Origin of the sequence: Streptomyces sp. NBC_01463, from assembly GCA_036227345.1 — a bacterium.
Lineage (GTDB): Bacteria > Actinomycetota > Actinomycetes > Streptomycetales > Streptomycetaceae > Streptomyces.
In genome coordinates this window covers 8,173,563-8,193,250 of record CP109468.1, presented here as the reverse complement: position 1 = coordinate 8,193,250, position 19,688 = coordinate 8,173,563, and the positions used below count along the sequence as shown (strand labels likewise).

Annotated in this window: 16 protein-coding genes; 7 read left to right on the top strand and 9 right to left on the bottom strand. The window is 72.9% G+C overall.

The features are described 5' to 3' along the window. The first annotated feature begins 41 nt into the window (after positions 1 to 41). The 3 genes from OG521_35940 to OG521_35930 are packed head-to-tail and all read left to right on the top strand — an operon-like array spanning position 42 to position 4,180. On the top strand, positions 42 to 2,414 hold the full coding sequence (locus tag OG521_35940) for an ATP-binding cassette domain-containing protein (GenBank protein ID WUW25865.1): 2,373 nt from the start codon (positions 42 to 44) through the stop codon (positions 2,412 to 2,414). A 9-nt stretch (positions 2,415 to 2,423) separates the two neighbouring features. Then, entirely contained in the window at positions 2,424 to 3,155 is a 732-nt protein-coding gene (locus OG521_35935; GenBank protein WUW25864.1) for a hypothetical protein, read from the top strand. Further along, the gene (locus OG521_35930) at positions 3,155 to 4,180 is read left to right on the top strand and encodes a serine/threonine protein kinase (GenBank protein ID WUW25863.1); all 1,026 of its coding nucleotides are present in this window, start codon (positions 3,155 to 3,157) and stop codon (positions 4,178 to 4,180) included. The genes OG521_35935 and OG521_35930 overlap by 1 nt, the downstream gene beginning before the upstream one ends. Here the strand turns inward: OG521_35930 and OG521_35925 are convergent. Then, entirely contained in the window at positions 4,153 to 5,469 is a 1,317-nt protein-coding gene (locus OG521_35925) for a streptophobe family protein (protein ID WUW25862.1), read from the bottom strand. The two genes, OG521_35930 and OG521_35925, sit on opposite strands and share 28 nt — an antisense overlap. A 141-nt stretch (positions 5,470 to 5,610) precedes the next feature. Here OG521_35925 and OG521_35920 point away from each other — a divergent pair, with 141 nt between their 5' ends. Next, the gene (locus tag OG521_35920; protein ID WUW25861.1) at positions 5,611 to 6,975 is read left to right on the top strand and encodes a hypothetical protein; all 1,365 of its coding nucleotides are present in this window, start codon (positions 5,611 to 5,613) and stop codon (positions 6,973 to 6,975) included. Between the two features lie 45 nt (positions 6,976 to 7,020). On the opposite strand, the gene OG521_35915 is transcribed toward OG521_35920, so the two are convergent. Further along, positions 7,021 to 7,734: a 2-phosphosulfolactate phosphatase gene (locus OG521_35915; protein WUW25860.1), complete on the bottom strand. Its 714-nt coding sequence runs from the start codon at positions 7,732 to 7,734 to the stop codon at positions 7,021 to 7,023. A 72-nt stretch (positions 7,735 to 7,806) separates the two neighbouring features. After that, positions 7,807 to 9,612, bottom strand: coding sequence for a rhamnogalacturonan lyase (locus tag OG521_35910; protein ID WUW26912.1), 1,806 nt, complete (start codon positions 9,610 to 9,612; stop codon positions 7,807 to 7,809). 343 nt (positions 9,613 to 9,955) lie between these two features. Between OG521_35910 and OG521_35905 the strand changes: the two genes are divergently transcribed. Next, entirely contained in the window at positions 9,956 to 11,980 is a 2,025-nt protein-coding gene (locus OG521_35905; protein ID WUW25859.1) for a SpoIIE family protein phosphatase, read from the top strand. Positions 11,981 to 12,205: 225 nt separating this feature from the next. On the opposite strand, the gene OG521_35900 is transcribed toward OG521_35905, so the two are convergent. From OG521_35900 to OG521_35890, 3 genes are all read right to left on the bottom strand, one after another. Next, entirely contained in the window at positions 12,206 to 12,673 is a 468-nt protein-coding gene (locus tag OG521_35900) for a lamin tail domain-containing protein (protein WUW25858.1), read from the bottom strand. A 392-nt stretch (positions 12,674 to 13,065) separates the two neighbouring features. Next, on the bottom strand, positions 13,066 to 13,707 hold the full coding sequence (locus tag OG521_35895; protein ID WUW25857.1) for a hypothetical protein: 642 nt from the start codon (positions 13,705 to 13,707) through the stop codon (positions 13,066 to 13,068). 51 nt (positions 13,708 to 13,758) lie between these two features. Beyond that, positions 13,759 to 14,058, bottom strand: coding sequence for a DUF1876 domain-containing protein (locus OG521_35890; protein ID WUW25856.1), 300 nt, complete (start codon positions 14,056 to 14,058; stop codon positions 13,759 to 13,761). A 276-nt stretch (positions 14,059 to 14,334) separates the two neighbouring features. Between OG521_35890 and OG521_35885 the strand changes: the two genes are divergently transcribed. Beyond that, positions 14,335 to 15,168 carry a serine/threonine-protein phosphatase gene (locus tag OG521_35885; protein ID WUW25855.1) on the top strand — a complete coding sequence of 278 codons (834 nt, stop codon included), beginning with the start codon at positions 14,335 to 14,337 and terminating at the stop codon, positions 15,166 to 15,168. Between the two features lie 69 nt (positions 15,169 to 15,237). Beyond that, positions 15,238 to 16,233 (top strand): MASE1 domain-containing protein, encoded by a 996-nt coding sequence (locus OG521_35880; protein ID WUW25854.1) that lies wholly within the window; start codon positions 15,238 to 15,240, stop codon positions 16,231 to 16,233. A gap of 23 nt (positions 16,234 to 16,256) precedes the next feature. On the opposite strand, the gene OG521_35875 is transcribed toward OG521_35880, so the two are convergent. The 3 genes from OG521_35875 to OG521_35865 form a co-directional block, all read right to left on the bottom strand. After that, positions 16,257 to 17,501, bottom strand: coding sequence for an FAD-binding protein (locus tag OG521_35875; protein WUW26911.1), 1,245 nt, complete (start codon positions 17,499 to 17,501; stop codon positions 16,257 to 16,259). A 115-nt stretch (positions 17,502 to 17,616) separates the two neighbouring features. Then, positions 17,617 to 18,873 (bottom strand): glycosyltransferase, encoded by a 1,257-nt coding sequence (locus OG521_35870; GenBank protein ID WUW25853.1) that lies wholly within the window; start codon positions 18,871 to 18,873, stop codon positions 17,617 to 17,619. A 107-nt stretch (positions 18,874 to 18,980) separates the two neighbouring features. After that, positions 18,981 to 19,667 carry a ribonuclease HI gene (locus OG521_35865; GenBank protein ID WUW25852.1) on the bottom strand — a complete coding sequence of 229 codons (687 nt, stop codon included), beginning with the start codon at positions 19,665 to 19,667 and terminating at the stop codon, positions 18,981 to 18,983. Between the last annotated feature and the right edge of the window lie 21 nt (positions 19,668 to 19,688).

The following is a 19,688-nucleotide window of genomic DNA, read 5'->3' as shown; positions in this document are numbered from 1 at the left end:
CTGGCCGGGCACATACCCGTACCGGTCGATAGAATTCGGGCATGGGAGAGCGGCCTGTCGCGCCGACGGCGCCCGAGCTGGTACTCGAAACCGACGCAGGACCCACGGTGATGAGTCCGGTCCGGGAATACCACGTCGGACGCGACCCCTTGAGCGACATCGTGATCGACGACGTCCGGGTCTCCTGGCACCACGCGGTGCTCAGGGCCGTGGACGGTCACTGGTCGATCGAGGACGAGGGCAGCACGAACGGCACCTACACCGGTGGCCGGCGGATCCATGAGTCGGGCATCGGTCCGGGCAGCGTGATCCGTTTCGGCCATCCCGATGACGGGCCGCGGGCGGTGCTGAGCGGCCGGGCCGTGCCGGAACCCGAGCCCGGCCCGGTGCCTGCGGCTCCGGGCCCCGGCCGTCCGTCGGCCGTCTCCGTGCCCGCCGCGACCGGCACGTTCCGGCAGCCGACCACCGTACGGCCGCTGCCGTCGCGCACCGTGCGGATCGGCCGCGGTTCCGGGAACGACCTCGTCGTCGAGGACCTGAGCGTCTCGCGCCACCATGCCGAACTGCTGGCCCACGCCGACGGCACCTACGAGATCGTCGACCTCGGATCGCACAACGGCACCTTCCTCAACGGCCAGCCGGCCACCCGGGCCGTGGTCGCCCCCGGGGACATCGTCGGCATCGGTCACTCCGCGTTCTGCCTGGTCGGCGACACCCTCCAGGAGTTCGTCGACACCGGTGAGGTGTCGCTCGACGTGCAGGACCTGGCGGTCACCGTCGACAAGGGACGCAAGACGCTGCTCGACCACGTCTCCTTCCCGGTGGGCGAGAAGTGTCTGCTGGGGGTCGTGGGACCGAGCGGCGCGGGCAAGTCCACCCTCCTGAACGCCCTGACCGGACTGCGCCCCGCCGACGAGGGCACCGTCCTCTACGACGGCCGCGACCTCTACCACGACTACGCCGAACTGCGTCAGCGCATCGGACTGGTGCCGCAGGACGACATCCTGCACGCGCAGCTGACCGTGCGCCGCGCGCTCGGTTACGCGGCGGAGCTCCGGTTCCCGCAGGACACCGCCGGTTCGGAGCGGCGCGAGCGGGTCGCCGAAGTGGTGCGGGAGCTGGGTCTGGAGCAGCGGGCCGACCAGCCGATCCACAGTCTCTCCGGCGGACAGCGCAAGCGGGTGAGCGTGGCGCTGGAGCTGCTGACGAAGCCGTCGCTGCTCTTCCTCGACGAGCCGACTTCCGGCCTCGACCCCGGCATGGACCGCTCGGTGATGCACATGCTCCGCGGCCTCGCCGACGACGGGCGGACGGTCATCGTCGTCACGCACAGTGTGCTGAGCCTGGACGTGTGCGACCGGCTGCTGGTCCTCGCGCCCGGCGGAAAGATCGCGTACTACGGTCCGCCCGAGGACGCCCTGGCCTTCTTCGGCTTCGAGCAGTGGCCGGAGGCGTTCGAAGCCTTCGAGAACGACCGCGACCGGCCCTGGGCCGAGGAGTTCGCCGCCTCGCCCTTCCACCGGCAGTACATCGCCAACGCCAGCGCTCAGCCCCTGCTGCCGCACGCGGCGGCCGCGGAGGTCGCCCCGCCGCCGAAGACCCGCAGCTGGGGTGCCCAACTGCGGACCCTCGTACGGCGGTACGCGGCCGCGCTCAGCGCCGACCGGACGTTCCTCGTCATCATGATCGCGCTGCCCTTCGTCATGGGCGCGATGGCCCGGGCTCTCGCCGGGAGCAAGCTGACGCAGGAGACGGCGATGAACGCGCTGCTGATCCTGTGTGTCGGCGGAGTGCTGACGGGCGCGGCCAACGCGGTACGGGAACTGGTCAAGGAACGGGTGATCTACCAGCGGGAGCGGGCCGTCGGCCTGTCCAGATCCGCGTATCTGATGTCCAAGGTCGTGGTGCTGGGCACCATCACGGTGCTCCAGGCCGTCGTGCTGACGCTCGTCGGTCTCGTGGGCGTCGATCTCAACGCCCCGGGCGGCAAGGGGGTGCTGCTGCCACCCCTGGCCGAAATCACCCTGACGGTGGCGCTGTTGTCCTTCACCGCGATGATGCTCGGCCTCCTGGTGTCCGCGCTGGTGCGCAAGGAGGAGGTCACCATGCCCCTCCTGGTGCTGCTCGCGATCGTCCAGGTCGTCTTCTGCGGTGCGCTGCTGAAACTGCACGGGGTGCCCGGCATCGAGCAGTTGTCCTGGCTGATCCCGTCCCGCTGGGCGCTCGGCGCGATGGCGGGGACGATCGACCTGGCCAGGATCGTGCCCGGGAAGCTGACCTCGGACCCGCTGTTCGAGCACGCCGCCGGGACCTGGCTCCTGAACATGGGGATGCTGGTGGTGCTGTCGGCCGTCTTCGGATGGGCGGTGGCCAGACTGCTGCGCCGGCACGAGCCCGCGATCATGCGGAAGTAGGAGCGGCCCATGGAGAACGAGGACTTCCGCCCCACCCACGTCGTCCCCCGGGACGGGCTGCCCGCCTGGGAGTCTCCGGATGTCTCCAGGCCCACCGAACCCCTCGACCCGCTGCTCCCCGTCCAGCTGCTCGACCGGCGCGGCGACTGGGGCCAGGTGCTGTGCGCCAACGGCTGGTCGGCCTGGGTCGACGGGCGGCTGCTCGTCCCCGTACCGCACGACCCGCCGCAGGCCGGACAGCCGATGGCCCGGACGGCGGACCCCCGGCCGCTCGTCGCCCGGGTCCAGGAGTCCCTGGAACGGTTCCGCCGGGCGTCCGACGAGCTCATCGGGGGCCGCATCGACGGCGAGACCTTCCGCCGCCGTACCCAGGGGCTCCGGGCCGGTGTGGTCGTCGACGGCGAGGCCGTCTGGCTGTACGACGCGGAGCACGAGCGCTGGGTGTACACGGACGGGACCCGGCTGACGACGTACGCGGCGCAGTCCGGCCCCGGCCGCCCGAGCAGCGCCCCGGCGAGCGGCGGCGGAGCGGCTCCGGCCGCCCGGCCGGAGGCGACCCGGCTCGTCGGCCCCGCCGAGGTCGCAGCCGCCGGCGCGCCCCGGCCACCGGAAACCGCGGGCGGTGCTCCACCTCCGGCCGGTCCGGCTCCGGTCGATCCGGAGGAGACCCAGCTGCTGCACCCCCCGAACGACCCCGACCCCTCCCCCACGCATCCGCCGACCAGGCGCGGTGACGGCTGATGAGCCCGTCCCCGGCTCCCCCCGGCCCCTCGCTGCCCGCCGGGCGGCCCTCCGACCTGATCGGCCGGCAGATCGCGGACTACCTGGTGGAGGGCGAGATCGGGCGCGGCGGGATGGCGGTCGTGTACCGGGCCAAGGACCTGCGGCTGGACCGGACGGTCGCCCTCAAGCTGCTCGCCCCGGAACTGGCCCGCAACGACACCTTCCGCAAGCGGTTCACGCACGAGTCACGGGTGGCGGCCGCGATCGACCACCCGCACATCGTGCCCGTCTTCGAAGCCGGTGAGACGGAAGGAATCCTGTACATCGCCATGCGCTACGTGGCGGGACAGGACCTGCGCGCGCTCATCGACCGGCAGGGCCCCCTTCCGCTGGGGACCGCGGTCCGGATCGCCGCGCAGGTGGCCTCCGCCCTCGACGCGGCCCACGATCACGATCTGGTGCACCGGGACGTCAAACCGGGCAACATCCTGGTCGCGGCGGGTACGGACAGCGACCATCCGGAGCATGTGTACCTGACGGACTTCGGTCTGACGAAGAAGTCCCTCTCCCTGACCGGATTCACCTCGGTGGGCCAGTTCGTCGGCACGCTCGACTACGTGGCGCCCGAGCAGATCTCGGGCCGCCCGGTGGACGGGCGCTGCGACGTCTACAGCCTGGCGTGCGTGGTGCACGAGACGATGGCCGGTGCCCCGCCGTTCCAGCGCGACGACGACATGGCGCTTTTGTGGGCCCACCAGTTCGATCCGCCGCCGGCGCTGACGTCTCTGCGCCCCGATCTTCCGGCGGGTGTCGACGCGGTGCTGGCGAAGGCGCTGTCGAAGAGTCCGGACGACCGGTACGACTCCTGCCTCCAGTTCGTGGCGGCCCTGCGCGCCGCTGCCCGCGGCGGGGCGGCGGGCGGTCATCCGGCGACGCAGGTGGACCGGCGGATCGCCGGATGGCAGTCCGGGTCCGAACCACCGCCCGCACCTCCGCGGTGGGCGCTGCCGGTCTTTCACGAGCGGTCCGGGTCCGGCCCCTGAGGTCGGCCGGGCACGTCGTCCACCTCGCCGCGACGGTGGACGCGGGCGGCGAGCAGCCAGCCGAGGAATCCGGTCACGAGCCCCCACAGCAGGGCGAGTCCGAGGGCGCCCCACAGGCGCGGGCGCAGCAGGACCTCGCCGCCGAGCCCGCCGCCGAGGTCGCCCAGGCCCAGCAGGGACAGTCCGTAGTGGGCGGAGATCCGGACGAGCAGGCATACGGCGAGCACGGTGAGGGCGAGGGCCACCGCCATGTGCACGGCGTGCTGCCAGGGGCGCGTCCGGGCCGGTGAGCGCGCGGCCATCAGGAACGCGGCCGCCAGGGTGAGCACCGCCGCCACGACGACGCACCACCACGCGCGGCCGTCCTGCTCGGCGAGCGTACCGACGTTGAGCGTGGAGAGGTCCGGTGTCCGCAGCACGGAGTCCAGCATCTGCGGCATGGGCAGTCCGAACGGCCCGTCCACCTTCCCCTCCCAGGACGCCCCGAGCCCGAGGGTGAGGACGAGCCAGACCAGGTTGGGCAGTCCGAGCAGGATCACCGCGAACGTCGCGGCGGGCTGCCCCCGTGTCGCCGCGACGACGAGCGCGATGACCAGTCCGAGGGCCACGCAGACGAGCAGCAGCGCCACCATGGCGTACGCGGCCGGCCGCACCGACTCCTGGAAGCGCACCAGCCGGGCGGGGAGCGGCGCGCCGCGGGAGACGAGCAGGGCCAGGACGAGGACCCCGGCGAGCCAGAGCAGACCGAGGACGACGGTGAGCGGGATGTCGGCCCGGAATCCGGCCCGGGGCGAGGCGTCGAGCACGTCGCCGATGACACCGCCGGTCGGGTCGGCGCCGGGGATCGCGAAGGTCTGCCGGGCCAGGAGGGACAGTCCGATGAGCACCAGCGCCCAGAGCACCGCGATCCGGGCGGCCCACCCGGCGAGTTCGCGGGCGGTGGCGACGGCCCGGTGCCTGAGCGGGCGGAGGAATCCGGCGGCGAGCACCAGGGCGCCGACGAGGGTGACCGAGAGGGGCAGCACCGAGATGTCCGCGTGCGTCTGCGCGAGCTCGCCCGCGTTGCCGGACAGGTCGACCGAACCGCCCGCCGCCATGACGACGACCGCCGCGACCACCCGGGGGAACGAACCGCCGGGCAGATCCGTGGCCCCGGCCGCCCAGAGGCCGAGGGCCGCGGTGACGCCCATGACCACGAGTGCGGCGAGGACCGCCAGGAGGGCATCGCCCCAGCCGTGTGCGACGCGGCGCTCCGTCGGGCCTGCGCCGTCCGATCCCTGTGTGCTCACGGACCCACGCTAGGCAGCCGCGAGGGCGGCCGCCCCTCGGGTGGGCCGACCGCGTCGGCTTGCGGGCCGCGCGGGGGCGAGGCACACAATGGCGGATATCGGAATAATTCGATCACGACCCTGGCATGGGGAAGAAGAACCGTGAGTGACCAGCCGCCGTCGTCCGACCTGCCGCCGTCGTCCGACCTGCCGCCGTCGTCGGGCCGCCCCACGGGGCCGCCGTCCGGACCGCTCTCGGGTCCGTCGCAGGAACGCCCCGTCCCGCCGCCGCCCGAACGCCCCTCCGGACCCCCGGCCGGCCCGCCGTCGGGCAGCGGCCACGGCGGATCGGGTGAATCGGGCGGATCAGGCGGCCCCGTGGAACCGGGCGAATCCCCGCAGGGCTCCGGCCAAGGACCCCGCACTCCCTGGTGGCGGTCGGTGCCGAAGGTGGCGACCATCGCCGTCGCCCTCGTGGCGGCAGTGGTGCTGACGGTCGTCCTCACCCGGCCGGACGGCTCGAAATCGGCGGGGGGCGAGGTGTTCCTCCAGGCAGCCGGTTCGGCCGGCCGCCAGCCGTTCACCGGCTCGACCGCGCGCAGCGCACCCGGGGACGCGACGCCGACCCCCGTGCCGAGCATGTCGGCGAGCGCGTCCGGGACGGGGAACAACGTCACCCAGGGCGTGGACGGTTCGGCTCCCGGCCTGTACGGCGGCACCCGCAAGGTCGCCAGCTGCGACGTGGAGAAGCAGATCACCGCCCTCACGGACCAGCCCGCCAAGAACAAGGCGTTCGCCTCGGTCGAGGGCATCGACCCGTCCGGCGTCCCGGCGTACCTGCGCGCGCTCACACCGGTTCAGCTGCGGCTCGACACCCGGGTCACCAACCACGGGTACGAGAACGGCGCCGCCACGAGCTACCAGGCGGTGCTCCAGGCCGGTACGGCGGTGCTGGTCGACGACCGCGGTGTACCGAGGGTCCGCTGCGCCTGCGGCAACCCCTTGCTGCCGCCGGTTGCGCTGAAGGGCTCGCCCGAGGTGAAGGGCGATCCCTGGCCGGGCTACCGCGCCGGCCAGGTCGTGGTGGTGCAGCCCGCTCCGCAGCCGGTGAACGTGTTCGTCATGTTCGACCCGAAGACCGACGGCTGGTTCGAACGGGACACCGGTGACACGGGCGACGGCGACAAGAAGACCGACCCGCCCGCCGATGCGAGCGCCTCCCCGTGTCCGCCGAAATCCGGCGGAGGAACGGCGGCCCCTTGCCCCTCGGACTCCTCCTCCCGCTCCCCGGGGTCCGACGAGCCGTCGTCACCCGGGACGGATTCCGGCGGGCCGACGACGGAAGCACCCCCCTCGCCGCCGCCGACGTCCGAGGAGCCGCCGCCTTCTCCCCCGCCCTCCTCGGAGGAGCCGCCGCCGACCTCGGAGTCGGCCCCGGAGCCGGTGACCCCGCAGACCGGTGAGTCCGAGGCCCCACCGCCCGCGCCGCCGGCCTCCGGTGACGGGGCCTCGGACGGGACGGCGTAGCAACGGCGTCCGTCACCCCCGAAGCCAGGCGGACGCTGCCGCCGATCAGACCGGGTCCCCGTCGGGCCCCTGAGGGATCGCGCACGGACGCAGGATCATCAGCGGCCCTTCCGACGCCGCCACCATGGCGAAGGGAAACCGGTCGGCCTCCAGACAGAGCGCGACGTCATCGGGATGGACTCCCTGCCGCACCCCCTCCGCCAGTTCGGCGGCGGCGCGCGACCGGGCAGCGCGGCCGAGGAACCCGGCCGCGTCCGTGCCGGCGGGATCGGTGACCCTCCCGGCGATGTACTGCGCACACGCCAGGTCCTCATCGGCCCGCCCGTCCTCGCCCGTGACCACGAACGTGACACGGTCGCTGCCGCGCGCCCGCAGGAGCCGGGCCGTTGCCTCCGCCACCACGAAGCCGGCGCACAGCACCAGTTCGGACTCCTTCACCGCGAGGGCGCCGACCGTCCCCGCCGTGGTCTTCTGCACCACGGTCCGTCCGGCCAGGTCGACGGAGCGCAGCAGGCCGGGCGAGTTGACGGCGTCGAACCCGGGCGCGGGCGGACCGTCCTTGACCGCCACCCAGTCCGGGTGGCGGTCCTTGAGCGCCCGGGCTTCGTCCAGCGACCCGGCGAGCACGATCTTCTCCGCCCCCCGGGCGAACGCACAGGCGGCCACGGTGAACGCGCGCATGACGTCGACCACGACCGCCACGGAGGGAACGTCGGTCAGATCATCGATACCGAGGAAACGAGCCTTCATTCCGGTCATGATCGCGCATGCCCGGCCGGTCGGGGCGACGGGGGCGGCACCCGGTACCTCAACAGGCCTACGTGTACGCGCCTATGGCGTCGACACGGCCGGCCGCGGCGCCGCCGCCATTCCGCTCCCGATGTGGAAGCTCGGGTGCGGGGGCTGGTTGTAAGCCGTGTTCTGCCAGGCCAGCGCCGTGCGGTAGGTGGTGTCGTGGAGCAGTGTGGTGATCTTCGTGCCGGTCTCGTACGGCGTGGAGTAGATCCGCAGCGCGGTGTTGTTCGTCGTCGCCCAGACCACTTCCTCGCGCCAGTCGCCGAACAGGTCGCCGGAGATCGCGGGGGTGGCCTTGGTCCCGTTGTTGGAGTGGACCGATGCCCCGGTCAGCTGCCGGGTGTCGGCGGAGGTGCCGTACTTGTCGATGTGGGTGCCGTCCAGGAGTTCGCGGGTGGTGTCGCCGTCCCACCAGGCCAGGAAGTTGGCGCTGGAGGGCTTGCGGCTCGCCACGACGGTGCCCTTGGGGTTGCGGACCCCGTCGGCCGCGGACGACCAGGACTCGGCGCCCGCGCTGCCGGACCAGATGTCGTCGCTGACGCCTCGCCCGTTGTCACCGGCGGCCGGCGTCGACCAGATGATCTGGCCGGTCCGCGCGTCCGCCATCCACGACGAGGGCTTCGAGCTGTCCTCGTCGACCTTGAACTCCTCCGGCCCGGGCCGGGACGGGTCCAGGTCGCCGACGTGCATCGCGTCGCCGTGGCCGTTCTTCGTGGTCCACAGGGCGTTGCCGTTGTCGTCGACGGCCATGGCGCCGTACACGATCTCGTCCCTGCCGTCCGCGTCCACGTCGGCGACCGAGAGCTGGTGGTTGCCCTGGCCGTCGTACCCCTTGCCGGAGTTGGTCGAGCTGGTGGTGTCGAAGGTCCAGCGCCGGGTGAACGCCCCGTTCCGCCAGTCCCAGGCGGCGATCACCGTCCGCGTGTAGTAGCCGCGGGCCATGATCAGTGACGGCCTGGCGCCGTCGAGGTAGGCGGTGCCGGCGAGAAAGCGGTCGACGCGGTTGCCGTAGCTGTCGCCCCATGAGGAGACGGTGCCGCGTGCGGGGACGTAGTCGACCGTGCCCATGGCGGCGCCCGTCTGCCCGTTGAACATGGTCAGGTACTCGGGGCCGGACAGGACGTAGCCGGCGGAGTTGCGGTGGTCGGCGGAGGCGCTGCCGATCACCGTGCCCCTGCCGTCGACGCTGCCGTCGGCGGTCTTCATCGCGACCTCGGCCTTGCCGTCGCCGTCGTAGTCGTACACCTGGAACTGGGTGTAGTGCGCGCCCGAGCGGATGTTGCGGCCCAGGTCGACGCGCCACAGCCGGGTGCCGTCGAGCCTGATCCCGTCGACGATCGTGTTGCCGGTGTAGCCGGACTGGGAGTTGTCCTTGGCGTTGGTGGGCTGCCACTTGAGTACGAAGTCCAGTGCGCCGTCGCCGTCGAGGTCGCCGACGGAGGCGTCGTTGGCCTCGTAGGTGTAGGCGACGCCGTCGGGGGTCGTGCCGCCGGCGGGCGGGGTGATAGGCACGTCCTTGTAGCCGGTGCGGAACTGGATCGCGTGGACGGAGTCGCTCTGTTCGACTCCCCCGACGACCGCGCGCACCGTGTAGTCGGCCGAGTTGGGGGCCCCGGCGTGGAAGTAGTTCGTCGAGGCGGTGACGGGTGAGGCGTTCACCTTGGTGCCCGCACGGTAGACGTTGAAGGACACGTCGTCCGCGTCGGTGGCGAGCCAGCGCCAGCTGATCAGGTTGCCCGCGTCGGTGTGGACGCTGACCACACCGCGGTCAAGCGCCTCCGCCTGGCGTGCGGTCGCGGCATGCGAGGTCTGGCCGGTGACGACCAGTGCGGTGGCTGCCAGGAGACCTGCCGTGACGGCGCCGAGCAGTGTTCGGGTGCGGGTGGCGCGGCGTCTGCGGGGAGTCAAGGAGAGCTCAGGAGTCACGGTGCGTGCCTTCCGGAGTGGGGGCGTGGTATTCCTCAGTGCCCGCCGGGCCCGGAAAGGTTGCCGCCCGGGCGCACCGGACGGGCGGCGGGCGTTCGCGCGGCGGGGTTCACCCGTCTGCCGCAGCGCGGTGGCGGGCCGCGCGGGGCATGCGCAGGCTGTCCGGAGAGCTGCCGATACGCAGGGGTGGCGGAGCCGATGGGGGTGCGACGTGCCGGACGCCGGTCCACCGGTCCCTGGGACATCCCCGGCCGACAAGATGACGGGGGCTCTCCTGGACGCACTGTTCAGCCAGTCCGCGGTGGGGCTGCACGTCCTGGACACACAGCTGCGGGTGGAGCGGGTCAACACCCTGTCCGACGCGGTCGCACCCGAACGGATCGTGGGACGGCACTTCACCGACGCCTACTGGCTGCAGGACCCCGAGGAGTCGGAGGAACTGCTGCGCGGAGTACTGGAGAGCGGTACGCCCCTCCTGAACCATGTGATCCGCGGGCGCCTCATGGAGGCACCCGGACCCGACCGCAGTCTGATGGTGACCGTGCACCGTCTGGACGACCCCTCCGGCCGGCCGCTCGGACTGCTGGCGGCCGTCGTCGACGTCAACGAGCAGGAGAAGTCCCGCACGCGCGTGGACGCCCTGGCCTCGGTCCGCCGGAACGTGGGCCACTCGCTCGACATGGAGGCCATCTGCCAGGGCCTGGTGTCGGCGCTGGTACCGCAGTTCGCCGACTTCGCCGTGGTCGAGGTGGTGGACGACGTCCTGCGCGGCACGAGTGCGCCGGTCAGCCCGGTGAGGCCCGATGTCCCCCTGCGCCGTGCGGCCCAGTTCGGGGTCGACGGGGACACCCCGGTGGGCGAGATGCGGCACCTGCCCGCGGGCACGCCGTACGCACTCACCGCCGTCGATCTGCGGCCCAGGCTCATCCAGATCACCCCAGGCACCCCCTGGCTGGACGCGGACCCCATCACCGCGCACATGATCGCCACGACCGGCGCCCACTCCCTGATCGTGGCGCCGCTGAAGCTGCACGGGGCCTTCCTCGGTCTGGTCAGCCTCTACCGCTGCACCGGCTCCGAACCGTTCGACGAGCGTGACCTGACCCTCATGCTGACAGCAGCCGCCCATACGGCACTGAGCATCGAGACCTCGCGGCGCTACGCGCACGACCATGTGATCGCCTCGACCGTCCAGCGCAGACTGCTGCCCCAGCACGACGGCGCCCGGATCGCCGTGGAGACCGCCCATGTGCTGATCCCGGGGCGCAACAGCGGCTGCTGGTTCGACACCATCGGGCTGTCCGGCGCCCGGACCGCGCTGATCGTCGGCAGCGTCGCGGGGCACGGGCTCCAGACCGCCATCACCATGGGGCAGTTGCGGACGGCCCTGCACGCCCTGGCCGGTCTCGACCTGGACCCCGACGAGGTGCTGGCCCGTCTCAACGACACGGCCGACCGTCTCGCACGCGAACGCAGGTCGCTGCCGCCGGGCGACTCGCTGCACCGCCAGCCGCTGACGGCGAGCTGTCTGTACGCGGTCTACGACCCCTTCGCCCGGACCTGCACGGTGGCGCGTGCGGGGCACCCGGCACCGGTCGCCGTCGATCCGGACGGCCGCCCGGTCACCCTCGACGTGCCCGAGGGGCCCGCGCTGTTCTCTGAGGACAGCGCCCCGTTCGCCACCGCGACGATCGAACTCGACGAGGGCAGTGTGCTGGCCTTCCTCACCGGTTCCCGGCTGTCCGACGACGAGTCGGCGAGCAGGGTGCGGGACGCCCTCGGCTACCCGGACCGGCCCCTCCAGGACCTGTGCGACGCCGTCGTCTACAACCTCCCCGCGGCGTCGCACCCGGACGGTGCCGCGCTCCTGCTCGCCAGGACCGGCGTCGTCCCGCCCGAACGGGTCGCGACCTGGGAACTGGCCCACGACCGGACCACGCCGTCCGTCGCCCGCACCCTGGTCCGCGACAGGCTGGAGGGCTGGCACCTCGGCGAGGAGACCATCGAGGCGACCGAACTGATCGTCAGCGAACTGATCACCAACGCGGTCCGCTACGGCGCCCCGCCCCTCCATCTGCGGGTCATGCTGGACCGCACCCTCACCTGCGAGGTCCACGACACCAGCCCGGTCGCACCGCACCTGCGGCACGCCCGCACCGTCGACGAGGGCGGCCGGGGCCTGTTCATCGTCTCCCAGCTCGCGACGCACTGGGGCACCCGGTACAACACCGACGGCAAGGCCCTGTGGACCGAGCAGGAGGTCCCGGCCGACGACAGCACGTGACGGCCGCGGGCAGCCGAACCCCCTGCGTACCGCGGCGTTCGTCCTGGCCGTCCTGTGCACGCTGGTGATGACCCTCACCGCGACGGCCCGCAGCACCGAGGAGCGTGCGGCGGCCGGTGACTCCTGACGCGGACATGGGTGCGGCGCACCACGGCGGTCGGGCCGTGGTGCGCCGCGGTCGGGCGCCGGCGGCCGCCCCGGGTTCGGAGGGCGGCCGCCGACGGATCAGTGGCGGCCGCCGTGGCGGTGGCCCCAGGACTTGGAGTCGACCTTGTGACCGTGCGCGTCCCGCAGGGTCGCCGTGTCGCTGCTGTCCCAGACGTAGCGGCGGAGGTCCTGGTAGACGTCGGTGCGGGTGTCGCGGCCCACGCCGGTGTGCACGCGCACCGAGGAGCCGCCGGGCAGGCGCAGGTCGAACCGGTAGGTGCGGCGGCTCTCGTCACGGAGGGTCCAGCCGCGCAGGTTGACCGAGTGGCGGCTGGTGTTGGTGACGGTGACCCACTCGCCGTTCAGGCTCCGGTTCGAGCCGTTGTCGCGGCCGGGGCTGTTGTACTGGATCTTGCCCAGGACGACGGTCGAACGCTGGGAGTGACCACGGCCGTGGTCGTCGGCGACCGCCGGGAGGGCGGCGGCGGCCACCAGTGCGCCGGAAGCGAGAACGGCTGCGGTGATCCGTCGTGCGGAACGGGACATGAAGACCCCTCAGGGTGCGGGCCCGGGCCTTGCGGTCCGGGCGTTGTTCGGCCCCGGCGTGGTACCGGGAAGGCACACTCTGGCCTGATGACGGCGCCCGTGGTCACCGCCCCGGTGCGTGTGACGAAGTAAAGACATTTCCGTCACGGGCGACTGTAGGCGGCATCCACCGAACCGTCCGGGTACCTGTCAATTCCTGCACGCTGCACCCACCCGCGCTGCACCGGGTTGACGGACGGTCAAGCGCCGTCGCGCCCCCGTCGCGCGCCCGTCCGGGGTGTGCGGCCCGGCGTCCGGGTTCTGTAACAACCGCCACCACCCCGCAGGTGAACGCCCGTTCCGTTACTCCGGGAAAGCAGCACGGAGGTTCCCTCGAACACCGGCCGGGGTGGTCAGGGTGTCGCGCGGCCGGACGCGAGGGGCCGGCGGTCCGTCCTGCCGGACCAGCCGAGGAGAACCAATGAGCAGACGGCCGCGAACGCGCACCAGGTGGAGATGAATTCCAGCCGCCACAGCGCGGCGCACACCGCGGCCCCGCCCGCGACCAGCACCCCGAGCCATGTGAGGATCCGGTCGCCGGACAGGAGCAGGGAGCCGACGGTGGCCAGGAGGTATCCCGCGACGAGGAGTCCGGGGCGCGGCAGGTCGAGGACGTATCCGAGGGTGTGTCCGCGGATCTCCGCCGTCACCTGCCGTGTCGCGAGGCTGTACGCGAGCGCGGCGGAGGTCGCGGCGCCGGCCGCCAGCGGCACGGCGAGACGGCGGCGGGCGTGCGCGGGGGCGGCGCACATCACCCCGAGGGGCACCCACAGCGCCAGGAGCGGCAGGGCGATGACCGCCCATGCCACGGTGGCCGGGCCGGTGCCGCCGTCCGCCCGCCAGACCGCGGACTCGATGATCTGGTGGGCCCCCAGGAGCAGCGGCAGCGCCGCGAGCGGCAGATCCCGCGCCCGGCGCGCGCGTACGACGCAGCCGGCACCGATCGCCGCCACCGCGGTACCCGCGACCAGATCGGCGGTGGCGCTCCAGCACATGGGTCCCCCCGGGACTCGCGGTTCGGCCGGCCGTGGCAGGCGCTTACGGGTTCAGGCCGTGGCGTCCGACCAGGCGTACGGCGGCGGCACGGGCCCGTCCGCGGGACCCGCACCCACCCTGCCGAGTTCGCGGTCGGCGACACTCATCAGCTGACCGGCGACATCGCGCATCGCGCGGCTCGCCGCCAGTTCGCCGCCGATCGTGGGTACGTCGGGGTCCTGGGGACTGCACCGGGCGACTCCGTGGCCGGTGAGTTTCGCCGTACCGGTGTCCAGCACCGCCTCCGCCTTCGTCGTACCGTCCGTCTCGGACAGGTCGACATGGACCGTCCATTCCATCGAGCGATTCATCGCACACCTCCGGGCCCCGCACCGGCGAGCAGGCGCTGCCGGCGTGCGGGAGCACTCCCAGGATCCACCCGACCGGCCCGGCGCGCAGCTTCCCGGCCGCCCGGTCCGGCTCGGCCTGCGCGGATCCCCGGACCGAAATAGGATGCAGTCATCACGCCCGCAGCAGCCGGGCCGGGGCCCGGGCCCTCCGGGTCCGAAACGTTGGCCTCCCCGGATCGTCGCGCCACGACAGCCCTGTGATGCGGCCGGCCACCCCAGATGTCTGCGGAGCGGCCCATGAACCGGCGTCGTCCTCCCCGCTCGGCCAGTGCCGAGGAGTTGCTCACCACGCTCCAGCACCTCACCTCACGGGCACGCCGCGAGGTGGAGGTGCATCAGGCGCGGGTGGAACTGGCCCAGGCGCTCCAGCGCGAGATGCTCCCCTCCACGCTGCCCGCCCTGCCCGGGCTGCAGGCCGCTGCCCGGTACACCCCCGCGCGCAGCGGCCTGGACATCGGCGGTGACTGGTACGACGGGTTCCGGCTGCCCGACGGTTCGCTGGCGTTCGCCATCGGGGACGTCCAGGGCCATGACGTCGAGGCGGCGGCCTTCATGGGCCAGGTCCGCATCGCCATGCGGGCGCTGGCGGTGACGGCCTCGGATCCGGGCGAGGTGGTGCGCCGCACCAATGACCTGCTGCTGTCCGTGGACTCAGGTCTCCTGGCCACCTGCACCTTCGTCCGGCTCGACCCGCGCACCCTGGAGCTGCAGAGCGCCCGGGCCGGGCATGTGGGCGCCGTGTGGGCGACCGCCGACGGGCGGTCCGGCGTCACCGAGGACGAGGGCGGTCTGCCGCTCGGGATCCAGAGCGGTGAGGAGTACCCCGTAACCACGCGGCGGCTCGCGCCCGGCAGCGCGTTCGTCCTGCTCACCGACGGGGTGGTCGAAGGCCCTTCCTACCCCCTCGACGAGGGTCTGGACGCCGTCGTGCAACTGGTGCGTTCACGCGTGGGCGACAGCGCCGACGAACTGGCCGACGCCATTCTGCGGACGGCGGCGCGCACCGGGCACGAGGACGACGCCGCGGTGCTCGTCCTGCGCCACGAGGCGTACCCCGCCGCCGCGGGATGAGTCACCGCCGGGGACCGGCGCGCGTGTCACGCGGTCGCCTCCGCTGGTGGCCGGTGTCTGATGAGAGGCGTGATCCGCAGCGAGAAGCACCGACGTACGGCCGTGGCATTACTGCGCATCCTGGCCGTCGCCGGTGCCTACTACGCGGCCGGGGCCCTGGGACTGATGCGGCAGGTGACCGTCCACGGGGCGGTGATCACCCCGCTGTGGCCGCCGACCGGGATCGCGCTGAGCTGTCTGCTGTACCTGGGGCTGCGCATCTGGCCCGGCATCGCGCTCGGCTCCCTGCTCGTCATCGCCACGCTCAGCGGATCGGTGACGGCCTCCAGCGTCTTCGTCGTGGCGGGGAACACGCTCGCCCCCGTCTGTGCCTTCCTGCTGCTGCGCAGGGTCGGCTTCCGGACGGAGCTGGACCGGCTGCGCGACGGTGTCGTCCTGGTCTTCCTGGGGGCGATCGTGGGCATGACGATCAGCGCGACCACGGCCACCCTCGTCCTCCTGGCCGACGGCAAGCTGCCCGCGAGCGGGTTCTGGTCGGCCTGGGCGGCGTGGTGGGCCGGGGACGTCATGGGCGTGCTCGTGGTCACCCCGGTCCTTCTCGTGCTGCGCAGGGTGCGGATGCCGCGGACCACCCACCGGTGGGTGGAGGCGGGGGCGCTGCTGGCCGTCACGGTGATGGGCTCGCTGCTGGCCACCCGCAGTTCGCTGTCGATGCTGTATCTGGTGTTCCCGATCATCATCTGGGCGGCGCTGCGCTTCCGGCTCGCGGGCAGCGCGCCCTGTGCCCTGCTGGTGTCCGTGCTGGCGGTGGTCGCGGGCACGGACCGGGTGGGCCCGTTCGCCAACCACACGATCATCGAGGTGATGGTCAACCTCACGGTCCTGAACGGTGCCGTCGCGCTCACCGCTCTGCTGCTGGCCGCCGTCGTGGCCGAGCAGCAGAACATCCGGCGCCGGATCGAGCGCGCCTGCGAGGACCTGGCCGACGTGGTGGAGCAGCTCGCCCCGGGCAGATCGGCGGCCGCCTGGCCGTCCCGTGCCAGGGACGAGCGCGAGACCCGCTGATCCGTCCGGGACGCGGCCGTGGCTCACCCCGGGAAGTGCCGGTCCAGGAAGTCGTTGCGGAACGTGCCGGCCGGGTCGTACCTGTCCATCAGCTTCACGAAGTCCCCGTGCCGCGGGTACAGGGCGCGCAGCACATCGGGGGCGGTGCCGAAGACCTTGCCCCAGTGCGGCCGGGCGCCGAAGGGTGCCAGCGCCTCCTCGATCTCCGCGAGCACCGGTGCGACGGCCTCGCCGTCGGGGACCCAGGTGAAGTGGAAGGCCACCGACTCCCTGCCGGAGGCGGGGCTCAGCCACAGGTCGTCGCGCGCCACCGTGCGGATCTCGGAGATCTGGAGCAGCGGGGTGATCCGGTCCCGGAGCCGGGCCACGGCCTCGTACGCGGCCGCGGCGTCCTCGCGTGCCACGAAGTACTCGGACTGGAGTTCGTCGCCGTTGCTCGGGGTGAACTCCAGGCGGAAGTGCGGGAGCCGCCGGTGCCAGGGGCCGGGGACTCCCTGCTGCCGGGTGCAGTTCCCGGCCGGCACGCCGGGGATCGGGTGCCGCGGACCGTCGGCGAGCCGGGCGCCGAGCCACTCGGCCGGGGCCTGCCCCGGCCCCTCCTCGCCCACCCGCTGCTTGAGCCACACCTGGCCCACCGGACCGGGCCGCCAGTCGGTGAAGACGCTCACGCTGTACGCGGCCGCCATCACCTCGTCGAAGCCACCGGTCAGCGCGGCCTCGGGCAGGTCCTCGTAGACCCACTGCTGAACGTCGAAGGCGGGCACCAGGTCCAGCGTCAGCCGGGTCACCACTCCCAGGGCGCCCATCGACACCACCGCGCCGGCGAAGTCGTCGTCACCGCGCCGCAGGGTGGTCCGCCCGCCGTCCGCCGTCACCATCTCCAGCGCCCGGACGGCTCCCGCGAGGGAGCGGTTCCCTACGCCCGAGCCATGGGTTCCGGTCGCGCAGGCCCCGGCCACCGAGATGTGCGGCAGCGAGCCCAGGTTGTGCAGCGCGAAGCCGCTCTCGTGCAGTTCGCCGGCGAACTCGCCGAACCGCAGTCCCGCGCCGACGGTGACCGACCGCTCCTCGGGGTCGATGTCGACCACCCGTGGCAGCCCGGCCACCGAGACGAGGTCCCCCGTGGTGTCGGCGACGGTGTTGAAGGAGTGCCGGGTGCCCAGGGCCCGTACCGAGGCCGAGGCGGCCACCGTCTCCTGCAGCTCGGCCTCCGAAAGGGGTACACACAGCCGCCTCGCCCCGAACGTGATGTTGCCGGCCCAGTTCATCTCCGCGGGAGTCACCGTGCGTCCCTCTTTCGTTCATGGCCGGGCACTGTCTCCCGGCACCGCATTCTCCCAGACGGCGGCGGGGGGACGGGCGGCGAGGCGGGCGGCGGGCTGTTCACCGGCGGTGGCTCTCCCCCGCCTCGTCGAAGACCTCGCCGAGCAGTGCGTCGAAGCGGGCGAGACCGGCCTCCCTGCTCAGATGACGTGCCACGTAGAGCGGTCCGTGGGCGCCGAGCCGGTCCGCCGCGGCGGGTTCCTCGAACAGTTTGCGGACGGCCGCGAGCACCGCGGCCGGGTCCTCGGGTGCGACCAGCAGCCCGGCGCCCGAGCGCTGCACCTCCTGGGCGGCGCCGCCCCCGTCCGCCACGGAGGCGACGACGGGGCGGCCCGAGACGAAGTACGAGGTGAGCTTGGAGGGGACACCCGTGCCGCGCACGGACGCGCACTGGGTCACGACGAGGACGTCGGCGGCGGCCAGGATGTCGGTGAACTCGTCCGCGCCGGCGGGCGGCAGGAAGTCGAGGTTGGGCAGCCCCGGTGCCCGGGCCAGCAGGGCGTCGCGCTGATCGCCGTCCCCCATCAGCACGACACGTATGTCGGGGGCGATCCGCGCCGCGTCGACGAGGACCTCCAGGCCCTGTTTGCGCCCCATGGTGCCGGAGTGCAGAACCACGGGGACGCCGTCGCGCCACCCGAGGCGCGCCCTGGTGGCGGCCCGGTCGGCCGAAGGGGCCTGCGTGCGGCTCCAGTTGGGGACGAGGCGGATGCGGCCGGGGTCCACACCGTGGGCGGTGACCCGGGGGACGAGGCTCTCGTGGATGACGCCGACCAGCGTGGCCGCGCCCAGCGCGTACCGCTCGGCCCTCGCCGCGAGGGCCGCGCCGGCCTCCCGTATCCCGCTCCGGGCGGCGGCGACGCCCGTCAGGTTCCGCACGACGGGTATGTAGGGAACGCGGTGGCGGCGGGCCAGGCGGGCGCCGATGACGCCGCTCGCGAGGCCAGGCATCTGCGCGATCACGGCGTCGGGCCGCTGCGCGGGTGGTGCGGTCAGCCCGTGCGCCAGCACACTGGCCTCGAACACTCCTCTGCGCAGGACACCCTGACGGGGCGGCACGTAGTGTCTTCGGCGGTGGACGTGGACGCCCGAGCGTTCCTCGTCGGCGCGCCACACCCCTCGGTAGGGCGCCTCCGTCCGCCAGGACGGGTAGTGCGGCATGCCGGTCAGCACATGGGTCTCGGCTCCGGAACGCGCCCAGTGCTCGGCGAGCTGGGCGGCGTACGGTCCGGGGCCCGTCAGCTCCGGTGCGTAGTTCGTCGAGACCATGAGCAGACGGCGGCCCTCGAAGGGCATGCGGTGTTCTGATTCCGGCATCGGGCGATCGCCTTCCCCTGGGAGCCACCTGCGTTCCCCCCAAGGAACAGCCCCAAAAGCAAGCATGTCCATTCACGGGGTGCGCAAGCGGTCCTCGGCGTACGGCGTCAGGCGGTGGCGGTCCGGCACTCCGGGTGGCCCCAGCCCTGGTCGTTCTTGGCGATCATGTCCTTGGCCGCGTAAGGCTTTCCGCAGTGGCACCGGCCGGCGAACCTGGCGCGGATGGTGGCCCCGGCGCGGGCGCCGCTCCCCGCCATCTTCGGCGCTGCTGCGGTCCGCCGCCCCTCAGTGGCGCGGGCGGGCGCGGGGACCGGAAGATCGGCGGTGCCCTGCGAGGTGCCGGCGGCCCGCTGCGCGACGGCCACCTCGCTGGCGGCCTGGTCGGCGAGGGCGTTGAGCGGGTCGCCGTCGACCTGATGGGCCGGCACATAGACGAACTGCACGGTGCGGCCGCTGAGCAGGGAGTCGATCCGGACCACCAGCTCGCGGTTGGCGACCGGCTTGCCGGCCGATGTCTTCCAGCCGTTGCGCTTCCAGCCCGGCAGCCACTTGGTCACCGCGTTCATCGCGTACTGCGAGTCCATCCGGACCTCCAGCGCCACGGCCGGGTCGAGGGACTGCAGCAGCTCCTGGAGGGCGGTGAGCTCGGCGACGTTGTTGGTGGCGGTGCCCAGCGGCCCGGCCTCCCATCGCAGCGGCCGGCCGGCCGCGTCGGCCACCACGTAGGCCCAGGCCGCAGGCCCCGGATTACCCTTCGACGCCCCGTCACACGCGGCGATCATGCGCTCGTTCATACCCCTGATCATGCCAGCGCC

Coding starts and splice junctions, on each gene's coding strand:
- OG521_35940 (WUW25865.1), top strand. CDS start 42: ATGGGAGAGCGGCCTGTCGCGCCGACGGCGCCCGAGCTGGTACTCGAA.
- OG521_35935 (WUW25864.1), top strand. CDS start 2,424: ATGGAGAACGAGGACTTCCGCCCCACCCACGTCGTCCCCCGGGACGGG.
- OG521_35930 (WUW25863.1), top strand. CDS start 3,155: ATGAGCCCGTCCCCGGCTCCCCCCGGCCCCTCGCTGCCCGCCGGGCGG.
- OG521_35915 (WUW25860.1), bottom strand. CDS start 7,734: ATGACCGGAATGAAGGCTCGTTTCCTCGGTATCGATGATCTGACCGAC.
- OG521_35905 (WUW25859.1), top strand. CDS start 9,956: ATGACGGGGGCTCTCCTGGACGCACTGTTCAGCCAGTCCGCGGTGGGG.
- OG521_35900 (WUW25858.1), bottom strand. CDS start 12,673: ATGTCCCGTTCCGCACGACGGATCACCGCAGCCGTTCTCGCTTCCGGC.
- OG521_35895 (WUW25857.1), bottom strand. CDS start 13,707: ATGTGCTGGAGCGCCACCGCCGATCTGGTCGCGGGTACCGCGGTGGCG.
- OG521_35890 (WUW25856.1), bottom strand. CDS start 14,058: ATGAATCGCTCGATGGAATGGACGGTCCATGTCGACCTGTCCGAGACG.
- OG521_35885 (WUW25855.1), top strand. CDS start 14,335: ATGAACCGGCGTCGTCCTCCCCGCTCGGCCAGTGCCGAGGAGTTGCTC.
- OG521_35875 (WUW26911.1), bottom strand. CDS start 17,501: ATGAACTGGGCCGGCAACATCACGTTCGGGGCGAGGCGGCTGTGTGTA.
- OG521_35870 (WUW25853.1), bottom strand. CDS start 18,873: ATGCCGGAATCAGAACACCGCATGCCCTTCGAGGGCCGCCGTCTGCTC.
- OG521_35865 (WUW25852.1), bottom strand. CDS start 19,667: ATGAACGAGCGCATGATCGCCGCGTGTGACGGGGCGTCGAAGGGTAAT.